The organism is Nocardioides luteus, assembly GCF_000960475.2.
In the GTDB taxonomy this organism is placed as follows: domain Bacteria; phylum Actinomycetota; class Actinomycetes; order Propionibacteriales; family Nocardioidaceae; genus Nocardioides; species Nocardioides luteus_A.
This window is the reverse complement of the sequence record NZ_JZDQ02000023.1, coordinates 20,087-38,659: the sequence shown is the minus strand read 5'-3', so window position 1 is coordinate 38,659 and position 18,573 is coordinate 20,087. Positions and strand designations below refer to the sequence as shown.

Sequence of the window (18,573 nt, the reverse complement as noted above, 5' to 3'; positions counted from 1 at the left end):
CGGTCCGCCAGACGGCGGTTGTTTCACTCTGCACAACTACTGCGTAGCGCGAAACGATTCTGCCGGGAGATTCCAGACGGTGTCAACGAATCCATCTGGATTCGCTCGCAGGATTTACATGCGCTTCACGACGTACGCGAAGGGCCCGCATGCACGAGGCATGCGGGCCCTTCGACGTGCCACTCCGCGGCATGGACAGGTGCGATCATTCGGCCTTCGGGAAGCCGTTCCGCTCGGAGATCGCCGCGGCGGCCGTCAGGACGTGCTCGGCCAGCTCGGGCGCCTTCTCGGCGGTGATCCGGAAGGACGGACCGGAGGCCACCACGGCCGCGATCACCCCGCCGCCCAGCGAACGGATCGGCGCAGCCACCCCGGTCAGCCCGATCTCGTGCTCGTCGACGGAGAAGGCGTATCCCAGCTCCCTGACCTCGGCGAGCTGCTCCTCGAGCAGCGCTGGGTCGACGACGGTCTTCTCGGTGTAGCGCTCGAGGCCGTCCTCGAGGATCTTCCGACGCTCCTCGGGCGGCATGTTCGCCAGGAAGACCTTGCCGGACGCGGTCGTGTGCAGGGGGCTCCGCTGTCCGACCCAGTTCACCGACGTGATCTCCGCGCTCCCGATCACCTGGTCGATCGTGATCGCCTCCGCACCGTCGTTGATGACGATGTTGACGGTCTCGCCGACCGCATCCGCCAGCGCCATGCAGATCGGCCGGCTGGTGACCGAGATGTCGTGCTTGCGGGTCGCGCCGGCAGCCAGCTGGATGACCCCATAACCGAGCTGATAGTCACCGCGACTGGCGCTCTGCTCCACGAGACCGCGGGCCTCGAGCGTCGCCAGCAAACGGAAGACCGTGGACTTGTGCACCCCCAGCTCCTCGGAGATCGGTGTGACGCCGACAGCCCCCCGACGGGCGAGCACCTGGAGGATGGAGATGGCTCGGTCCACTGAGTGAACGGTCGTGCTCCGTGTTTCGCTCGTGTTGCTCATGCCGAAACAGTATGCCTCCCTTGAAGATTTTGCTTTCGGCCGCCCACCGCCGAGCGGGCGCCGCACACGGCGCAGGCACCGCCGCTCGAGCCTCCGAAATCGATCGGATCAGGGTCTTGATGCCGGCGCTGTCGACGGTCTAGTTTGTTTCATATAGCGCTTCTGTTTCGCTATGAGAAACATCCCCGCAACCGTCGGAAGCCCTCCGGGGCAGGAAGAAGAGACGCCATGGCAGACAACAGAGTCGTCGTCTACAAGGGGCCGGGCGAGGTGGCCGTCGAGTCCATCGAATACCCGAAGCTGGAGCTCCCCGCGGAGGTCGCCAGCGGTCTGGGCATCAAGCGCGCCGCGCCGCACGCGGTGATCCTCAAGCTCGTGACCAGCAACATCTGCGGCAGCGACCAGCACATGGTCCGCGGCCGTACGACCGCCGCCATCGGTCAGACGCTCGGTCACGAGATCACCGGCGAGATCGTCGAGATCGGCGACGACGTCCTCTTCCACGAGGTGGGCGACATCTGCTCGGTGCCGTTCAACATCGCCTGCGGCCGTTGCCGCATGTGCAACGAGGGCAAGACCGGCATCTGCCTCAACGTGAACCCGGCCCGGGCGGGCGCGGCGTACGGCTACGTGGACATGGGCGGCTGGATCGGCGGCCAGGCGGAGTACGTCATGGTGCCGTTCGCCGACTTCAACCTGCTGAAGTTCCCCGACCGGGACCAGGCGCTGGAGAAGATCCTCGACCTGACGATGCTCTCCGACATCTTCCCCACCGGCTACCACGGTGCCTACACCGCGGGCGTGACCACCGGCTCGACCGTCTACGTGGCGGGCGCGGGCCCGGTCGGGCTCGCCGCGGCGTACTCGGCTCAGCTGCTCGGCGCCGCGACCGTCATCGTCGGCGACATGAACGCGGACCGGCTCGAGCAGGCCGCCAGCTTCGGCTGCGCGACCGCCGACCTGTCCACGGGTGACGCGCTGGCCGACATCATCGCGGACATCGTCGGCGAGCCGGAGGTGGATGCGGCGATCGACGCCGTCGGTTTCGAGGCGCGCGGCCACGGCCGTGACGCCGCCGAGCAGCCCGCGACCGTCCTCAACGACATCATGGACGTCGCCCGGGCCGGTGCCTCCCTCGGCATCCCCGGCCTGTACGTCACCGGCGACCCGGGCGCGGTCGACGACGCCGCGAAGCAGGGGCAGATCGGCGTACGTCTCGGCCTCGGTTGGGCCAAGTCGCACACGTTCGTGACCGGCCAGTGCCCGGTGAAGCAGTACAACCGCCAGCTGATGAACCTGATCCTCGCGGACAAGGCTCACATCGCCGACGCGGTCAACGCGAAGGCGATCAGCCTCGACGAGGCTCCGGAGAGCTACGCGGCGTTCGACCAGGGTGCGGCCACCAAGTACGTCATCGACCCGCACGGCATGGTGCGCTGACGCACCGGACGGCACGACGGTGCTGCCCCTGGCCACGATGGTCAGGGGCAGCACCTCTTCACGGGGCCGTTTTCACGCGGCCGTCGTCACAGGCCCAGCAGGCTGCGCGCCTCTCCCACGGTGACCACGGAGCCGGTGACCAGCACCTGAGCGCCACCGTCGCCGGAGAGTGCCGAGGCCGTCCGGACCGCCTCGAGGAGGGCATGGCCGAGATGCCCGATCTCCACGACCCGGTCCGCGCCCAGGACGTCTCGCGCCGCGGCAGCGGTGTCGCCGGCCGGCAGCGACCGCGGGCTGCTGTTGCGGGTGCAGATCATCGTGGTCACGACGGGTTCGAGCTCGGCGAGCATGCCGGCCAGGTCCTTGTCGCCCATCGCGGCGACCACGGCGACGGTCGGTCGCCGGCCCAGGTCGGCGAGGCCGGCCGCCAGGGCCCGAGCGCCGTCGGGGTTATGGGCGGCGTCGAGGACGACGGCCGGAGACCCGGGCAGCACCTCCAGCCGTCCGGGCGACCTGACCGACCCCAGCGCCCGGCGCAGTACGTCCAGCGGGATCGTGTCCTCCAGGAGCGCCTCGACGCTCGCGACCGCGACCGCCGCGTTGTGCGCCTGGTGGCGCCCGTGCAGGGAGAGCGGGACCTCGGGATAGTGACCCGCGAGGCCGTCGACCGAGATGACCTGACCGTCGGCGGAGGCCCGGCGGCCGCGCAGACCGAAGTCGCGCCCCTCGACCACGATCCTCGCCAGATGCGCGTCGGCGTGGGCCCGGAGGAGCTGCTCGACCTCCGGGGTCTGGCGAGCCGTCACGGCCACCGAGCCGGGCTTGATGATCCCGGCCTTCTCCGCGGCGATGTCGAGCCTGGTCGGACCCAGCTGGTCGACGTGGTCGAGGCCGACGGGAAGGATCGCGGCGACCTGGGCATCGATGACGTTGGTCGCGTCCCACATGCCGCCCATGCCGACCTCGACCGTCGCCACGTCGATGTCGGCGGCCGCGAACGCCTGGTAGGCCATCGCGACGGTCATCTCGAAGAACGACAGCGGAATGGGACCCTCACGGTCCACGGCCTCGGCCGCGGGCAGGACGTCACGGTAGGCCCGGACGAACGCGTCGCGCGAGATCAGCCGGCCGCCGATGCTGATGCGCTCCCGGATGTCGGCCAGATGGGGACTGGTGAACCTGCCGACGCTCGAGCCCAGCTCGAGCAGGATGGCCTCCACCATCCGCGCGGTGCTCGTCTTGCCGTTCGTGCCGGTGATGTGGATCGACCGGTAGCCGCGTTGCGGCTGGCCGAGCGCCTCCATCACCGCCCGGATGCGCTCCAGGGACGGGGCGATCCTGGTCTCCGGCCAGCGGGCGAGGAGCCGGCGCTCCACCTCGGTGACGTCCAGGTCGATGGCGGTGTCCGTCACAGGGGGTCACCACCCAGTCGTGCCAGCAGGTCGCGGCGCCAGCTCTCGGTCTCGGCGACCTGGTTGAACGTGAACAGATGCAGGCCGGTGACCACGGCCTCTGCTCCTTCCAGGCCCGGGGCGGCACGCATGAGGAATCGCTCCGGCGAGTAGCCGCCCGGGGCGGCGATGCGGGCGAACATCCCCTTGTTCTTGGCGAGGAACCGCGTCGACTCCCCCACCCCGATCCTGGTCGCCATCGCGAGGAGCTTCGCGCGCTCGACCGGGCCGGGCAGCCCGACGATGATCGGGGTCGTGACGCCCCGGGCGCGCACGCGGCGTACCCAGTCGGTGAGGGCGGCCGGGTCGAAGGTGAGGTTGCTGACGATCTCGGTGGCGTGGCGGCGCTTGTCCCACATCGCCTGGACCAGACGGTCGTGGATGATCGTCGGATGGTCCTCGGGATAACCGGCCACGCCCACGTGGCTGAACGGGTCGCCGAGGTCGACGAGGGCCTCGAGGAGCTCCAGCGCGCCGGGGAACTCCCCCGGCTGCTCCGCGTCACCGGCGGGCACGAAGACCTTGGTGACCCCGGCCGCCGTCAGCCGGCCGGTGATCTCGGCGAGCTCGGCCCGGCTCGAGACCATGCGCGCAGCGAGGTGGGGCACGACGTCGTAGCCGTGGCCGGCGAGCCGGACGGCCAGGTCCACGGTTCGCTCCAGGCCCTTGGCCGGCGACGCCGTCACCGTGACGGTTCGGCCGGCGGGGAGGGCGGTGGTGACGACCTCCTCGATCGACGCGGTGGGCAGGACCTCGTAGCGAGTCTCGAGCAGCAGGCGACGTACGGTCGCGGCGGCCGAGCGGCGACTCATCGCCGCCCTGCCGGGACACCGACCAGCTCGGCCGCGACCGCGGTCCCGCGCAGGCGCGCGGCCACCCGGGAGGCCGCCGCGGCGCCGGAGACCGAGTGCACGCGCACTCCCCAGGCGCCCTCCGTCGCGGCGATCGCCGCGACGGCGTCCGACGCCTCGTCCCGGTCGGCCGGGACGTCCGGCTGACGTCGTCCGTACGCCGCCGCCTCGGCGAGGAACCGCTTGCGGGAGGCTCCGACGAGGAGGGGGAAGCCGAGCTCTCGCAGCGCCGGGAGGGCCGCGAGCAGCTCCCAGGACTGGGCGGCGGTCTTCGCGAACCCCAGGCCGGGGTCGAGGATGATGCGCTCGGGACGTACGCCTGCATCGAGTGCCGACTCGACCCGGCCACGGAGCTCGGCACGGACGTCGTCGACGAGCGAGTCGTAGAAGCAGAAGTCGTCCATCCGGGTGGAGTGCGCCCGCCAGTGCATGAGTACGCAGGTGACGTCCGCCTCGGCCAGGAACGGCAGCATCTCGGGGTCGGCGAGCCCGCCGGAGACGTCGTTGACGATGACCGCGCCGGCCTCGACCGCCTGCCGGGCGACCGAGGCGCGCATCGTGTCGACCGAGACCGGCACCCCGCTCCGGGCCAGGGCGTCGACGACCGGGATCACCCGGGCGAGCTCCTCGCGCTCGCTGACCCGCTGCGCGCCCGGCCGGGTGGACTCGCCGCCGACGTCGAGGATGTCGGCGCCGTCGCGGACGAGCTCGAGCCCGCGGCGTACGGCGGCGTCGACCTCGAGGAACCTGCCGCCGTCGGAGAAGGAGTCGGGCGTGACGTTGATGATGCCCATCACCTGACAGCGCTCAGCGACGTCGGTGGAGAGCACGGCGGTCATGCCGGCGCCCCGACGATCGCCTCCCTGGCAGCCAGCTGCTGCTCGGCGATCTCGACGATGTTGGTCAGCAGCATCGCGCGGGTCATCGGCCCGACACCGCCGGTGGCGCCGGTCATCTTGCCGGCGACGACGTCCACGTTGGGGTCGACGTCGCCCAGGATGCCCTCGATGGTGCGGGTGATCCCGACGGAGAGGACGGTGGCGCCGGGGCTGACCCAGTCGGGCTTGACCAGGTGGGCGACGCCGGCTGCCGCGACGATGACGTCCGAGGCCCGGGCATGGGCGGCGACGTCACGGGTCTCGATGTTGCACAGGGTGACGGTGGCGTGCTCGGTCGGGCGGGTGAGCATGAGGCCGAGGGGCCTGCCGACGGTGAGACCGCAGCCGATGACGCAGAACCGCTGGCCGGTGATCGGCACGTCGTGCTGCCGCAGCAGCTCGATGATCCCGCGGGGCGTGCACGGCAGCGGGGCCGGGGTGCCGAGCACCAGCTTGCCGAGGTTGGTGGGATGGAGACCGTCGGCGTCCTTGTCCGGGTCGATGAGCTCCAGGACGCGGTGGGTGTCGACGTGCGGCGGCAGCGGCAGCTGGACGATGAAGCCGGTGCAGGCCGGGTCGTCGTTGAGCCGCTGCACGGCCGCCTCGATCTCGGCCTGCGAGGCGCTGGCGGGGAGCTCGATCCGGATCGAGGCGATGCCGACCTCGGCGCAGTCGCGGTGCTTGCCCGCGACGTAGGAGTGGGAGCCGGGGTCGTCGCCGACGAGGATGGTGCCGAGACCCGGCTCGATCCCGGCCTCGTTCAGTGCCTTCACCCGCACGGCGAGCCCGGCCTTGAGATCGGCGGCGACGCGCTTGCCGTCGATCCTTGCAGCGGTGGTGGTCATGCACTTCTCCTTCTCGCCCGGGACATCAGCACTCGATGACGTTGACGGCAAGGCCTCCGCGGGAGGTCTCCTTGTACTTGATCTTCATGTCGGCCCCCGTCTCGCGCATGGTCTTGATCGCGGCGTCGAGGGAGACCCGATGGCTGCCGTCGCCGCGAGCGGCGATGCGGGCCGCGTTGATGGCCTTGTTGCTGGCGATGGCGTTGCGCTCGATGCACGGGATCTGCACCAGTCCCCCGACGGGGTCGCAGGTGAGGCCGAGGTTGTGCTCGATGCCGATCTCGGCGGCGTTCTCCACCTGCTCCGGGGTGCCACCGAGCACCTCGCACAGGGCGCCGGCCGCCATCGCGCAGGCGGAGCCGACCTCGCCCTGGCAGCCGACCTCGGCACCGGAGATCGACGCGTTGATCTTGAATAGGATCCCGATAGCGGCGGCGGCGAGGAGGAACCTGACGATCCCGTCCTCGTCGGCGCTCGGCACGAACTTCTCGTAGTAGTGGAGCACGGCCGGGACGATGCCCGCGGCGCCGTTGGTCGGGGCGGTGACGATCCGGCCACCCGAGGCGTTCTCCTCGTTGACGGCCAGCGCGAAGAGGTTGACCCAGTCCATCGCCCGGAGCGGGTCGGTCTCGTCGGTGGAGGCGTGCAGGTGGGCGTACAGGCCGGGGGCGCGCCGCGGCACCTTCAGCCCGCCGGGGAGCGTGGGCTCCACGCGGGTGCAGCCGTTGTGCACGCACTCCTGCATGACCGACCAGATGTGCAGCAGCTCGGCGCGCACCTCCTCCTCCGTACGCCACGCCAGCTCGTTGGCCAGCATGACGTCGCTGATCCGCTTGCCCGACTCGGCACAGACCGCGAGCAGCTCCGCACCGGTGGTGAACGGATACGGGATGGGGGTCGCGTCCTCGACGATCCGGTCGGCGCCGGCCGCGTCCTCGTCCACGACGAAGCCGCCGCCGACCGAGTAGTACGTGCTCTCCTGGAGCACCTCGGCTGTCGCACCGAGGGCCCGGAAGATCATCCCGTTCGGGTGCGCGGGCAGGGTGCGGGTGCGGTGCATGACGACGTCGTCGGCGTCGAACTCGATGTCCCGGGCACCGGCGAGCCGCAGCCGCCGGGCGGCCCGGACCTCGGCCACCCGGGCGTCGGCGTTGTCGGTGTCGACCGTCTCGGGACGGTTGCCCTCGAGACCGAGGACGACCGCCTTGTCGGAGCCGTGGCCGTGGCCGGTGGCGCCGAGCGAGCCGAACAGCTCGACCTGCACCCGGGTGACGGCGTCGAGCAGCGACCCCGCCTTCAGGGCGTCGGTGAACTGCACCGCCGCGCGCATCGGGCCGACCGTGTGGGACGACGACGGCCCGATGCCGACCGAGAACATGTCGAAGACGCTGAGTGCCATCAGCCGGATCCCAATACCTTGAACTCGGCCATGGCGTCGACCAGCCAGCGGCCCAGGAAGTCGGCGAACGAGGCCCGCGGCAGGATCCGGTAGGAGTCGGCCTCGACCTTCCACAGGATCACCGGGACCCGGCCGATGTTGGTGACGACCGCGGTGCCCGTCGCGAAGGATCGAGGGTGGAGGTCGAGCGGGCAGCCCTTCTCCAGGACCGCCTGCGCCGAGGGACCCTCCAGCCGGAGGGTGGTGCGGTTGGCCGACAGGTCGACGACCGCGGCACCACCCTCGGAGACCCCCGCGCGCAGGTAGGACACCAGGGTGGAGCCGGCCACGCTCTGCGAGATGACCAGGTACTCGTCGGGCGAGAGCCACAGGACGACCACGTCGTGGCCCGTGGCGACCTCGCCGCATCCGCCGGGGAGCTCGGCGCCGAGGATCTTGGCCAGCCGGGCCCGGTCGGGCGAGCCGGCCGTCACCCGCAGACCGACCATGGTCAGGAACTGCTCCTCGCGCACCCGCACCCCGAAGGCACCGGTGACGCCGGCGTCGACGAAGGCACCGTGGAGATGCTGGGCCGGGCTGACGCGCAGCCCTCCGATCAACTTGTCGAGCGGCTCGATCGTGGTCTCAACCATCGCGGCGGCTTCCTTCCGGGTCGTAGAGGACGGTGTCAGCGACGACGACGTCGACCAGTCGGTCCCCGACCGGCGCGACGAGGGTCTGGCCGATGCGGTTGCGGCCATCCTTGATGAGCGCCAGCGCGAACGAACGTCCGAGCGCGGCACTGTGGTAGCTCGAGGTCACGTGGCCGAGCATCGGCACCGGTCCCTCGGCAGGGGTGATCGGCGTACCGGCCTCGACCAGCTGGGTGCCCTCGGGCAGCCGGAAGGACCTGTCGACGGGCAGCACCGAGACGAGGTGCTTGCGGTCGGTGCGGGAGGTGTCGGCCCGGCTGTAGGAGCGCTTGCCGACGAAGTCCTTCGCCTTGGAGACGATCCACTCCATCCCGGCGTCCTGCGGCGTGACCGTGCCGTCGGTGTCCTGGCCGACGATCGGGTAGCCCTTCTCGGCACGGAGCACGTGCATGGTCTCGGTGCCGTACGGGGTGATCGCCCATTCCTGGCCGGCGGCGTGGATCTCCTCCCACACCCGCTGGCCGAACCAGGTCTCGACGTTGACCTCGAAGGCGAGCTCTCCGGAGAAGGAGATCCGGCACACCCGCGCCGGGATGCCCGATGCGAGCGTCGTCTCCCGGAAGGTCATGAACGGGAACGCGTCGTTGCTGACGTCGAGGTCCGGGGCGATCTTGGCGATCACCTCGCGCGACCTCGGGCCGACGACGGCGACGGTGGCCCACTGCTCGGTGACCGAGGTGAAGCTGACGTCCAGGGTCGGCCACTCGGTCTGGTGCCACTCCTCGAGCCAGTCGAGGACCTTGGCGGCGCCGCCGGTGGTCGTCGTCATGAAGTAGCGGCCCTCGTCGATGCGCAGGGTGACGCCGTCGTCGAAGATCATCCCGTCGGGCGTGCACATGACGCCGTAGCGGGCGGAGCCGGGAGCGAGCTTCTTGAAGGCGTTGGTGTAGATCCGGTTGAGGAACTCGCCGGCGTCGCTCCCCCACACCTCGATCTTGCCCAGGGTGGTCGCGTCCATCATGCCGACGGACTCGCGGACCGCGGCACACTCGCGGAGCACGGCCTCGTCGAGCGACTCGCCGTCCTGCGGGTAGTACCACGGCCGCAGCCACTGCCCCACGATCTCCATCTCGGCTCCCTGCGCGACGTGCCAGGGGTGGATCGAGGTCAGCCGGGCCGGGTCGAACAGGTCGCCCCGCTCGCGACCGGCGAGCGCGACGAACGGGATCGGAGCGTACGGCGCCCGGTACGTCGTCGTGCCGATCTCGCCGGGGCTGCGACCGTCGTTGAGCGCGGCCGCGATGACCCCGATGGCGTTGACGCCGGAGGTCTTGCCCTGGTCGTTGGCGGTGCTGATGGAGGTGTAGCGCTTGATGTGCTCGACGCTGCGCATGCCGGCGCCGGTCGCCCGCAGTACGTCGTGCACCGTCTGGTCGCGCTGGAAGTCGACGAAGTGGTCGACCAGCTCGTCCAGCGCGACGCCCTCCTCGGCGGTCAGCCACAGGGCACGGGTCGTACCGTCGCCCGTCGCCGCCGGGAGCGGGCCCTCCGGGGCCTCGCCGGCGAAGCCGGTGGCGAAGAGGGCCGTCGCCGCTGCGTACCGGCCCTCGGCGAGGCACGCGTCGAGGGTGTAGCTGCCGCGGGCCGACCCGACGATCTGCTGGCCGGCGACCTCGCCGTCGGGGACGAACCCGGCCAGGTCCTCGTCCCAGCGCACCTTGCCCTGCCGCTGGCTGTGCAGGTGGACCACGGGGCTCCAGCCGCCGGCGACCGCGACGACGTCGCAGGCGATCTCTCGCCGCTCGCCGACCGCGGCGCCGTCGGCGTCGATGGCCGACACGGTCGCCGAGGTGACCCGCGGGTCACCGGCGGTGTCGAGGACGGCGGAGCCGAGGACGACCTCGATGCCGGCCTCCTCGGCGCGGCGTGCGGCCTCGGACCGCTCGGCGCGGGCGTCGACGACGGCCGCCACGGAGACTCCGGCGGCGGCCAGGTCGGCGGCGACCTCGTAGGCGCTGTCGTTGGTCGTCGCGAGCAGCACGTTCGAGCCGGCAGCCACGCCGTAGCGGTTCAGGTAGGTGCGGACCGCGGAGGCGAGCATCACGCCGGGGCGGTCGTTGTTGCCGAAGACGAGGGGACGCTCGTGGGCACCGGTCGCGACCACGACCTGCTGGGCGCGGATGTGCCACAGCCGCTGCCGGGACACGCCCGCGAGGGCCTTCTTGGCGGAGGCGTCGAGGTGGTCGAGCCGGCTCTCGAGCGCGATCACGTAGTTGGCGTCGTAGCTGCCGAAGGCGTTGGTCCGGGTCAGGACCGTGACCTCCGGAGCGGCGGCGAGCTCCTCGGCGACGTCGCGCAACCAGGTGTCGCTGTCCACGCCGTCGACGCTCAGGCCGCGGGCGGAGAGCAGCGACCCACCGAGCTCGGGCTGGTCGTCGATCAGGATCACCCGGGCGCCGGACGCGGCGGCGGTGCGCGCCGCGGCGAGCCCCGTGGGGCCGGCGCCGATGATCAGCACGTCGGTGTGGACGTACTTCTTGTCGTAGACCGCGGTGTCGTCGGCGGGGTCGAGCTCGCCGAGACCGCTGAGGTAGTCGGCCTCGAGGCCGTCGACGAGCTCGACCGTCGTGGCCGGGAGCATCGACTCGGTCACCGAGTCGCCGGGGCGCCTCAGCTTGACCAGCGCGTTGGACTCCTCCAGCCCGGCGGCGAGTACGCCACGCGGGCGCTGCCGGTAGAGCGAGGGGCCGCACTCGAGCACGCCGTTGGCGATCAGGGCGGAGGCGAGGGTGTCACCGGCGTGGCCGGCGTACTCCTGGCCGTCGACGCTGAAGGTCAGACGGGTCGATCGGTCGATGCGGCCACCGTCGGTGAGGCGGTGCGACGTCGTGCTCACTGCGGGCCTCCTTCCAGGGTGGGACGCGGTTCGCCGGCGCGGTAGACGGCGGCGATGCGATAGGTGACGGTGTCGCGCAGGACGTTGAACCACTTGCGGCAGCCGGAGCTGTGGACCCAGCGCTCGGCGAAGATGCCCTTGGTGTTCTCGCGGTAGAAGAGGTAGCGACCCCACTCCTCGTCGCTGAGGGCGTTCGGGTCCTCCGGGTAGGGGACGTGCGCCTGACCGCCGTAGTGGAACTCGGTCTCGTCGCGGGGCCCGCAGTCGGGGCAGCTGATGAGGATCATCGTCGGCTCCTTTCAGTGGGCCACGGCCGCTGCGCCGTGCTCGTCGATGAGGGCACCGGTGCTGAATCGCTCCAGTGCGAACGGTGCGTTGTACTCGTGCGGCTCGTCATGGGCGATCGTGTGCGCCATCGTCCAGCCGGCTCCGGGGGTGCCCTTGAAGCCGCCGGTGCCCCAGCCGCAGTTCACGTAGAGCTGGTCGATCGGCGTCTTGCCCACCACCGGGGAGGCGTCGGGGGTGACGTCGACGATGCCGCCCCAGGTCCGGAGCAGGTGTGCGCGGGCGAAGATCGGGAACAGCTCGACGGCGGCCGCCATCTGCTCCTCGATGACATGGAACCCGCCGCGCTGCCCGTAGCCGTTGTACGCATCGACACCCGCACCCATGACGAGCTCGCCCTTGTGGGCCTGGGAGACGTAGACGTGGACGTGGTTCGACATCACCACGGTCGGGTGGACCGGCTGGTGGAGCTCGGAGACGAGCGCCTGGAGCGGGTGCGACTGGATCGGCAGGTCGAAGCCGGCCATCTCGGCGAGGACGCTGGAGTGCCCGGCCGCGCACAGCGCGACCTTCCCGGCCGCGATCGTGCCGCGGCTGGTCTGCACGCCGACCACTCGGTTGCCCTCCTTGAGGATCCCGGTCACCTCGCAGTCCTGGATCAGGTCGACACCGAGCTCGTCGGCCTTGCGGGCGAACGCCCAGGCGACGTGGTCGTGCTTGGCGATGCCCGCGCGGGGCTGGTAGGTCGCGCCGAGGACCGGGTAGCGGATGTTGTCGCTGGTGTTGATGATCGGGCAGACCTCCTTCACCTGGTCCGCGTCGAGCCACTCGGCGTCGATCCCGTTGAGGCGGTTGGCCTCGCAGCGCCGCACCGAGTCGCGTACGTCCTGCAGCGTGTGGGCGAGGTTGAGCACGCCACGCTGGCTGAAGAGGAAGTCGTAGTCGAGCTCGTCGGGGAGCACCTCCCACTGCTTGAGGGAGTGCTCGTAGATCGCCGCCGACTCGTCCCACAGGTAGTTGGACCGGATGATCGTCGTGTTGCGCGCCATGTTGCCGCCGGCGAGCCAGCCGCGCTCCAGGACAGCCACGTTCGCGATGCCGTGGTTCTTCGCCAGGTAGTAGGCCGTCGCCAGGCCGTGCCCGCCGCCGCCGATGATGACGACGTCGTAGGACGACTTCGGCTCCGGGTTTCGCCAGAGGAAGTCGGGGTGCTCGGGCAGCAGGTCTGCCATCACTCGGCTCCGTTCGACTCGAGGAGGTGGGGGTAGAGCGGGTGCTTCTCGGCGAGGTTCGTGACCCGCGCACGCAGCGCGTCGGCCGTCTCCTCGGTGAAGTCGTCCTTCAGCGCGGCCGCGATGATCTCGGCGACCTCATGGAAGTCGGTGTCGCCGAACCCGCGGGTGGCCAGCGCGGGCGTGCCGATCCGCAGGCCGGAGGAGACCATCGGCGGGCGCGGGTCGAACGGGACCGCGTTGCGGTTGACGGTGATGCCGATGCGGTGCAGCCGGTCCTCGCCGTCCTGGCCGTTGAGCTCGGAGTCACGCAGATCGACCAGCACGAGGTGGACGTCGGTGCCGCCGCTGACCACCGAGACACCGGCGGCCGCGACGTCGTCGGCGAGCAGCCGCTCGGCGATGATGCGGGCACCCCGCAGCGTACGCTCCTGGCGCTCGCGGAACTCGGGCTCCGCGGCGACCTTGAAGGCGACGGCCTTGCCGGCGATGACGTGCTCGAGCGGCCCGCCCTGCTGGCCGGGGAAGACCGAGGAGTTGATCTTCTTGGCGATGGCGGGGTCGTTGGTGAGGATCACGCCGCCGCGCGGGCCGCCGAGGGTCTTGTGGGTCGTCGAGGTGACGACGTCGGCGAAGGGCACCGGGTTCGGGTGGAGGCCGGTCGCGACCAGGCCGGCGAAGTGGGCCATGTCGACCATGAGCCGGGCGCCGACCAGGTCGGCGATGCGGCGGAACTCCGCGAAGTCGAGCTGGCGGGGGTAGGCGGACCAGCCGGCGACGATCAGCTTGGGCCGGTGCTCGAGGGTGAGGCGCTCGACCTCGGCCATGTCGATGAGGAAGTCCTCGCGGCTGACCTCGTACGGCACGACCTGGTAGAGGCGGCCGGAGAAGTTGATCTTCATCCCGTGGGTGAGGTGGCCGCCGTGGGCCAGCGAGAGGCCGAGGATGGTGTCACCCGGCTCGAGGAGGGCGAACATCGCGGCGGCGTTGGCCTGGGCGCCCGAGTGCGGCTGCACGTTGGCGTACTCCGCGGAGAAGAGCGCCTTGAGCCGGTCGATGGCGAGCTGCTCGATGACGTCGACGTGCTCGCAGCCACCGTAGTAGCGACGGCCGGGGTAGCCCTCCGCGTACTTGTTGGTGAGGACCGATCCCTGAGCCTCCATGACGGCAGCGGGAGCGAAGTTCTCCGAGGCGATCATCTCCAGCGTGTTCTGCTGGCGGCTCAGCTCGGCGTCGATCTGCGCACGGACCTCGGGGTCGAGGTCCGCGAGCGAGGCGGTCAAGACGTCAACCACGATGAACTCCCAAACTCTTGAAGTACGATTGATATATCAGTTCCGGATCACCAGTATGCTTGGTGGCGAAGACACCTGTCAACGGTCCAGACCAGACGGTTCAGATCAAAGAAAGCGGTGACATCGGATGACCGACCTTCAGACGCCCGTCCGGCCGACGGTCGGCGCGCCGCCAACCTCCCTGGCGTACGCCGCCTACGAGCGCATCCGGGACCTGCTGATCATGCTCGACATCCGGCCGGGCGAGCCGATCAACGACGGCAGGCTCGCGGAGTCCCTCGGCTTCGGCCGCACCCCGGTGCGCGAGGCCCTCAAGCGCCTGGAGACCGATCACCTCGTCGTCTCCTACCCGCGGCGGGGCACGTTCGCGACGGCCGTCGACGTCACCGAGCTGGGCGCGATCTCCGACCTGCGCGAACAGCTCGAGCCGTTCGCGGCCCACCGGGCGGCGACGGCCGCCACCGAGCCGATGCGGGCCGAGCTGCGCATGATGGCCGCGAGGGTTCGCACCCTCGACGGGTCGGGCGAGGACCGGGCCACGCTGATGCGTCTGGACATGTCGGTGCACCGGCTGATCTACCGCGCGACCGGCAACAAGCACCTCGAGGACGTGCTGATCCGCTACGACAACCTGGCGACCCGGATCTGGTGCCTGGTCGTCGACAAGCTCCCCGACCTGGCCTCCCACATCGCCGAGCACGCCGAGCTCCTGGACGCCATCGCCGACGGCGACGCCGAGCGCGCCGAGCGGCTGACCCGCGAGCACATCGACGGCTTCGCCACGGCGGTCCGGCGCGTCCTCTGACCGCGCCCTGCTGAAAACACGGATCGGGCGCCGGCCCACCCGCGGCCGACGCCCGATCCTGACCCGTCGGTCAGCCGCGCAGGCGGCTCATGCTCGGGTCGAAGAGCGGCTCCGGGGTGACCGTGGCCGGGATCCGCTGACCGAAGTACTCGATCTCGACCTGGTCGCCCTCGCCGATCTCGGCCGGCAGGTAGGCGTAGGCGATCGGCTTGCCGATCGTGAACCCGTACGCCGCGCTGGTGACGTAGCCGACCGCGGTCTCCCCCGACAGCACGGGCTCCTTGCCCAGCACCATGGACTTGCCGTCGTCGATGGTGAGGCAGCGGAGCCGGCGGGCCGAGGTCTCCACCGAGCGGCCCTCGAGCGCGGCCTTGCCGACGAAGTCCTCCTTGGCGGTCTTCACCGCGAAGCCGACACCCGCCTCGTACGGGTCGTGCTCGGTGGTCATGTCGGCACCCCAGGACCGATAGCCCTTCTCCAGGCGGAGCGCACCGAAGGCAGCCCGGCCGGCGGCGACGACACCGTGCTCCTGGCCGGCCTCCCACAGCACGTCCCACAGCTTCTGGCCGTTCTCGGCGGAGGCGTAGATCTCCCAGCCGAGCTCACCGACGTAGGACAGGCGCAGGGCCGTGACGGGGATCCCGCCGATGGTGGCCCTCTTGCCGCGGAAGTACTTCAGACCATCGTTGGTGAAGTCGTCCTCGCTGACCTTGCCGATCAGGTCCCGGGCCAGCGGACCCCACAGCCCGATGCAGCAGGTGCCGCCGGTGATGTCGCGGACGTGGGCGGCGAGCGAGGGGTTCTCGGCGCGCAGCCTGCGCGCCTCCCGGCGGAGGTAGGCCAGGTCGACCGTGCCGTTGGCACCGACCTGGTAGAGCTCGTCCTCGAGACGGGCGACGGTGATGTCGCTCTTGATCCCGCCCTGCTCGTCGAGGAGCAGGGTGTAGGTCACCGCGCCGGGCTTCTTGCTCACGTCACCGGTGGTGAGCCGCTGCAGCAGCGTCTCCGCGCCCGGGCCGGAGACCTCCAGGCGGCGCAGCGGCGTCATGTCGTACATGGCGACCGCGGTGCGGGTCTTCCACGCCTCGACGGCCGCGATCGGCGAGTAGTAGCGGGCCGACCAGTCGTCGCGCGTCGGCGACTTCCACTCCTCGGGCAGCTCGTCCAGCAGGGCGGCGTTGGCCTCGTACCAGTGCGGTCGCTCCCAGGTCCCGGCCTCGAGGAAGAAGGCGCCGAGCTCGACCTGGCGGGCGTGGAACGGGCTGACCCGGATGTTGCGCGGCGACTCCTTGGGCTGCAGCGGGTGCAGGATGTCGTAGATCTCGACGAAGTTCTGCTGCGAGGTCTCGCTGACGTACGCCGGGGCCAGCTGCGTCTCCTCGAAGCGGTTGAGCTCGAGGTCGGCGAGGTCGTACTCGGAGCGTCCGGTGGTCAGCACCTCGGCGACCGCGCGGGCGACACCGGCGGAGTGGGTGACCCAGACGGCCTCGGCCACCCAGAAGCCGTCGAGGTCACGGGACTCGCCGACGAGCGAGCCGCCGTCCGGGGTGAAGGAGAAGATGCCGTTGAACGACGACTCCGCGATCTCCGCCTCCTGCAGGCACGGGAGCAGCTTGCGGCACTCGTCCCACGGGCCCTCGAAGTCCTCGGGCGTGAAGTCGAGCCGGGAGGGCATGTTGTCGTGGTCGACGTGCTCCGGGGTCGGGCCGAGATCGGAGGCGACGTACGGCATCGGCTTGTGGGCGTAGGAGCCGATCCCGTAGACCTCGCCCCACTCGCGGAAGTAGAGGTCCTGGTCCTGGTGGCGCAGGATCGGCAGGGCCGCACCGTCGGGCGCCTCGTACTTGCCGGCCAGGGCGGGGACGGGCGTGGTCTTGACGAACTGGTGGGCCAGCGGGAGGAGGGGCACGGCGGTGCCCGCCATCGCACCCACCTCGACACCCCAGAACCCGGCGCAGGAGACCACGATGTCGGCCTCGACGACACCGTTCGTCGTCTCCACACCGGTGACGTGGCCGTTCTCCTGGAGGACCCCGGTCACCGCCGTGTGCTCGAGGTAGGTGACCCCGGCCTCGCGCGTACGCTCGATGAGCAGGTCGACGGCACGCGCCGCCCGGGCCAGGCCGTCGGTGGGGATGTGCAGGCCCGCGAGGACCTGCGACTCGTCGATGTGCGGGTAGAGGTCCTTGACCTCGGCGGGGCCGATGACCCGGGCGTCGATCCCCCAGGACTTCGCGTAGCCGAGCTTGCGGTAGAGCTCGGCGACGCGGGCCTCGGTGGTCGCGACCTCGAGGCCACCGACCTGGTTGAAGCAGCTCACGCCGTCCTTCTCCAGGGACAGGAACTTCTCGACCGTGTACTTGGCGAACAAGGTCATCGTCTTGGACGGGTTGATCTGGAAGACCAGACCGGGCGCGTGGGAGGTCGAGCCACCCGGCAGGTCGAGCGGGCCCTGTTCGATGACCGTGATGTCGGACCACCCGCGGGACACGAGTTCGTCCGCGAGGTTCGTGCCGACGATGCCGGCGCCGATGATGACTGTGCGGGGCGAGGACGTCATGAGCTTCTCCGTGAGATCTGGGGGTCGGTGGTCAGCGGAACACGACAGTGCTGGAGCCGTGCATGAGGACGCGGTGCTCGCAGTGCCAGCGAACCGCGCGCGAGAGCGCGAGGCACTCGGCGTCCTGCCCGACATGGGCCAGGGCCTGCGGGGTGTAGGTGTGGTCGACCCGGTTGACCTCCTGCTCGATGATCGGGCCCTCATCGAGGTCGGCGGTGACGTAGTGAGCGGTGGCCCCGACGAGCTTCACGCCCCGTGCGTGCGCCTGGTGGTAGGGCTTGGCCCCCTTGAAGCCGGGCAGGAACGAGTGGTGGATGTTGATCGCGCGGCCCTCGAGCTGACGGCAGAGGTCGTCGGAGAGGATCTGCATGTAGCGGGCGAGCACGACCAGGTCGATGTCGTACTGCTCGACCAGGTCGAGCATGCGCTGCTCGGCCTGCGGCTTCGTCTCCGGCGTGATCGGGATGTGGATGAACTCCAGCCCCGCCGCCTCGGCCATCGGCCGGAGGTCCTCGTGATTGGAGGCGACGACGGCGATCTCGGCACCCAGGGTCCCGCCGCGCCACCGGAAGATGAGGTCGTTGAGGCAGTGGCCGAACTTGGAGACCATCACCAGCAGCCGCGGCTTGCGCTCGTCGTGGAAGGTGAACGACATGTCGAACCGGTCCGCGATCGGCCCGAACGCGGCCGTGAGCTCATCGACATCCGTCCCGTCGACAGCGGCGAACTCGGTCCGGAGGAAGAACAGCTCCCCCATCCGGTCGTCGTGCTGCTGGTGCTCGAGGATGTCGAACCCGCGGTCGTACAGGAAGCTGGTGACCGCCTGCATGATCCCCGGGCGCTCCTGACAGGAGAGCGTGAGCACGTTGGTCGTCGCTGTCGGAACGGTCGCCACGGACGCAACAGCGGTCGAGCTTGGCGGACTGATGGTCATGCTGGGCTCCTGAATGCCGGTAATGATACACAACTCATATATCAGAATGATCGTAGAACGGCTCTCAGAGCTCCGTCAAGGG

At 70.3% G+C, this 18,573-nt stretch carries 15 protein-coding genes; 2 read left to right on the top strand and 13 right to left on the bottom strand.

Annotated features, from left to right (window positions below):
• Positions 1 to 205: 205 nt before the first annotated feature.
• On the bottom strand, positions 206 to 946 hold the full coding sequence (locus tag UG56_RS16620; RefSeq protein ID WP_218145230.1) for an IclR family transcriptional regulator: 741 nt from the start codon (positions 944 to 946) through the stop codon (positions 206 to 208).
• 270 nt (positions 947 to 1,216) lie between these two features.
• On the opposite strand from UG56_RS16620, the gene fdhA reads away from it, so the two are divergent.
• Positions 1,217 to 2,428 (top strand): formaldehyde dehydrogenase, glutathione-independent, encoded by a 1,212-nt coding sequence (gene fdhA, locus UG56_RS16615; RefSeq protein ID WP_045548239.1) that lies wholly within the window; start codon positions 1,217 to 1,219, stop codon positions 2,426 to 2,428.
• A gap of 86 nt (positions 2,429 to 2,514) precedes the next feature.
• On the opposite strand, the gene UG56_RS16610 is transcribed toward fdhA, so the two are convergent.
• From UG56_RS16610 to glyA, 10 genes are read right to left on the bottom strand one after another with little or no spacing between them, the layout of a single operon-like run.
• A complete protein-coding gene (locus UG56_RS16610) occupies positions 2,515 to 3,840 on the bottom strand; it encodes a bifunctional folylpolyglutamate synthase/dihydrofolate synthase (RefSeq protein WP_045548240.1) in 1,326 nt (441 codons plus the stop codon).
• Positions 3,837 to 4,691 carry a methylenetetrahydrofolate reductase gene (locus UG56_RS16605; RefSeq protein ID WP_045548241.1) on the bottom strand — a complete coding sequence of 285 codons (855 nt, stop codon included), beginning with the start codon at positions 4,689 to 4,691 and terminating at the stop codon, positions 3,837 to 3,839. The genes UG56_RS16610 and UG56_RS16605 overlap by 4 nt, the downstream gene beginning before the upstream one ends.
• Complete coding sequence (folP, locus tag UG56_RS16600) at positions 4,688 to 5,569, bottom strand: dihydropteroate synthase (protein ID WP_071327143.1); 882 nt, start codon at positions 5,567 to 5,569, stop codon at positions 4,688 to 4,690. The genes UG56_RS16605 and folP overlap by 4 nt, the downstream gene beginning before the upstream one ends.
• Positions 5,566 to 6,453 carry a bifunctional methylenetetrahydrofolate dehydrogenase/methenyltetrahydrofolate cyclohydrolase gene (locus UG56_RS16595; RefSeq protein WP_045550063.1) on the bottom strand — a complete coding sequence of 296 codons (888 nt, stop codon included), beginning with the start codon at positions 6,451 to 6,453 and terminating at the stop codon, positions 5,566 to 5,568. The genes folP and UG56_RS16595 overlap by 4 nt, the downstream gene beginning before the upstream one ends.
• A 25-nt stretch (positions 6,454 to 6,478) precedes the next feature.
• Positions 6,479 to 7,852: an L-serine ammonia-lyase gene (locus UG56_RS16590; protein WP_045550064.1), complete on the bottom strand. Its 1,374-nt coding sequence runs from the start codon at positions 7,850 to 7,852 to the stop codon at positions 6,479 to 6,481.
• The gene (locus UG56_RS16585; protein ID WP_045550065.1) at positions 7,852 to 8,484 is read right to left on the bottom strand and encodes a sarcosine oxidase subunit gamma; all 633 of its coding nucleotides are present in this window, start codon (positions 8,482 to 8,484) and stop codon (positions 7,852 to 7,854) included. Before UG56_RS16585 ends, UG56_RS16590 begins: the two co-directional genes overlap by 1 nt.
• Complete coding sequence (locus UG56_RS16580) at positions 8,477 to 11,380, bottom strand: sarcosine oxidase subunit alpha family protein (RefSeq protein ID WP_071327142.1); 2,904 nt, start codon at positions 11,378 to 11,380, stop codon at positions 8,477 to 8,479. Before UG56_RS16580 ends, UG56_RS16585 begins: the two co-directional genes overlap by 8 nt.
• Positions 11,377 to 11,667, bottom strand: a complete 291-nt coding sequence (locus UG56_RS16575; RefSeq protein ID WP_045550067.1) for a sarcosine oxidase subunit delta — start codon at positions 11,665 to 11,667, stop codon at positions 11,377 to 11,379. Before UG56_RS16575 ends, UG56_RS16580 begins: the two co-directional genes overlap by 4 nt.
• Positions 11,668 to 11,679: 12 nt before the next feature.
• Complete coding sequence (locus UG56_RS16570) at positions 11,680 to 12,897, bottom strand: sarcosine oxidase subunit beta family protein (protein ID WP_045550068.1); 1,218 nt, start codon at positions 12,895 to 12,897, stop codon at positions 11,680 to 11,682.
• Positions 12,897 to 14,192 carry a serine hydroxymethyltransferase gene (gene glyA, locus UG56_RS16565; protein WP_045550069.1) on the bottom strand — a complete coding sequence of 432 codons (1,296 nt, stop codon included), beginning with the start codon at positions 14,190 to 14,192 and terminating at the stop codon, positions 12,897 to 12,899. Before glyA ends, UG56_RS16570 begins: the two co-directional genes overlap by 1 nt.
• A gap of 127 nt (positions 14,193 to 14,319) precedes the next feature.
• On the opposite strand from glyA, the gene UG56_RS16560 reads away from it, so the two are divergent.
• Positions 14,320 to 14,997, top strand: a complete 678-nt coding sequence (locus UG56_RS16560; RefSeq protein ID WP_045550070.1) for a GntR family transcriptional regulator — start codon at positions 14,320 to 14,322, stop codon at positions 14,995 to 14,997.
• A 70-nt stretch (positions 14,998 to 15,067) separates the two neighbouring features.
• Here the strand turns inward: UG56_RS16560 and UG56_RS16555 are convergent, their stop codons facing one another.
• Both UG56_RS16555 and purU read right to left on the bottom strand, forming a co-directional pair.
• Positions 15,068 to 17,557, bottom strand: coding sequence for a GcvT family protein (locus UG56_RS16555; RefSeq protein WP_045550071.1), 2,490 nt, complete (start codon positions 17,555 to 17,557; stop codon positions 15,068 to 15,070).
• 31 nt (positions 17,558 to 17,588) lie between these two features.
• A complete protein-coding gene (purU, locus tag UG56_RS16550; protein WP_143055072.1) occupies positions 17,589 to 18,491 on the bottom strand; it encodes a formyltetrahydrofolate deformylase in 903 nt (300 codons plus the stop codon).
• Positions 18,492 to 18,573: the final 82 nt, after the last annotated feature.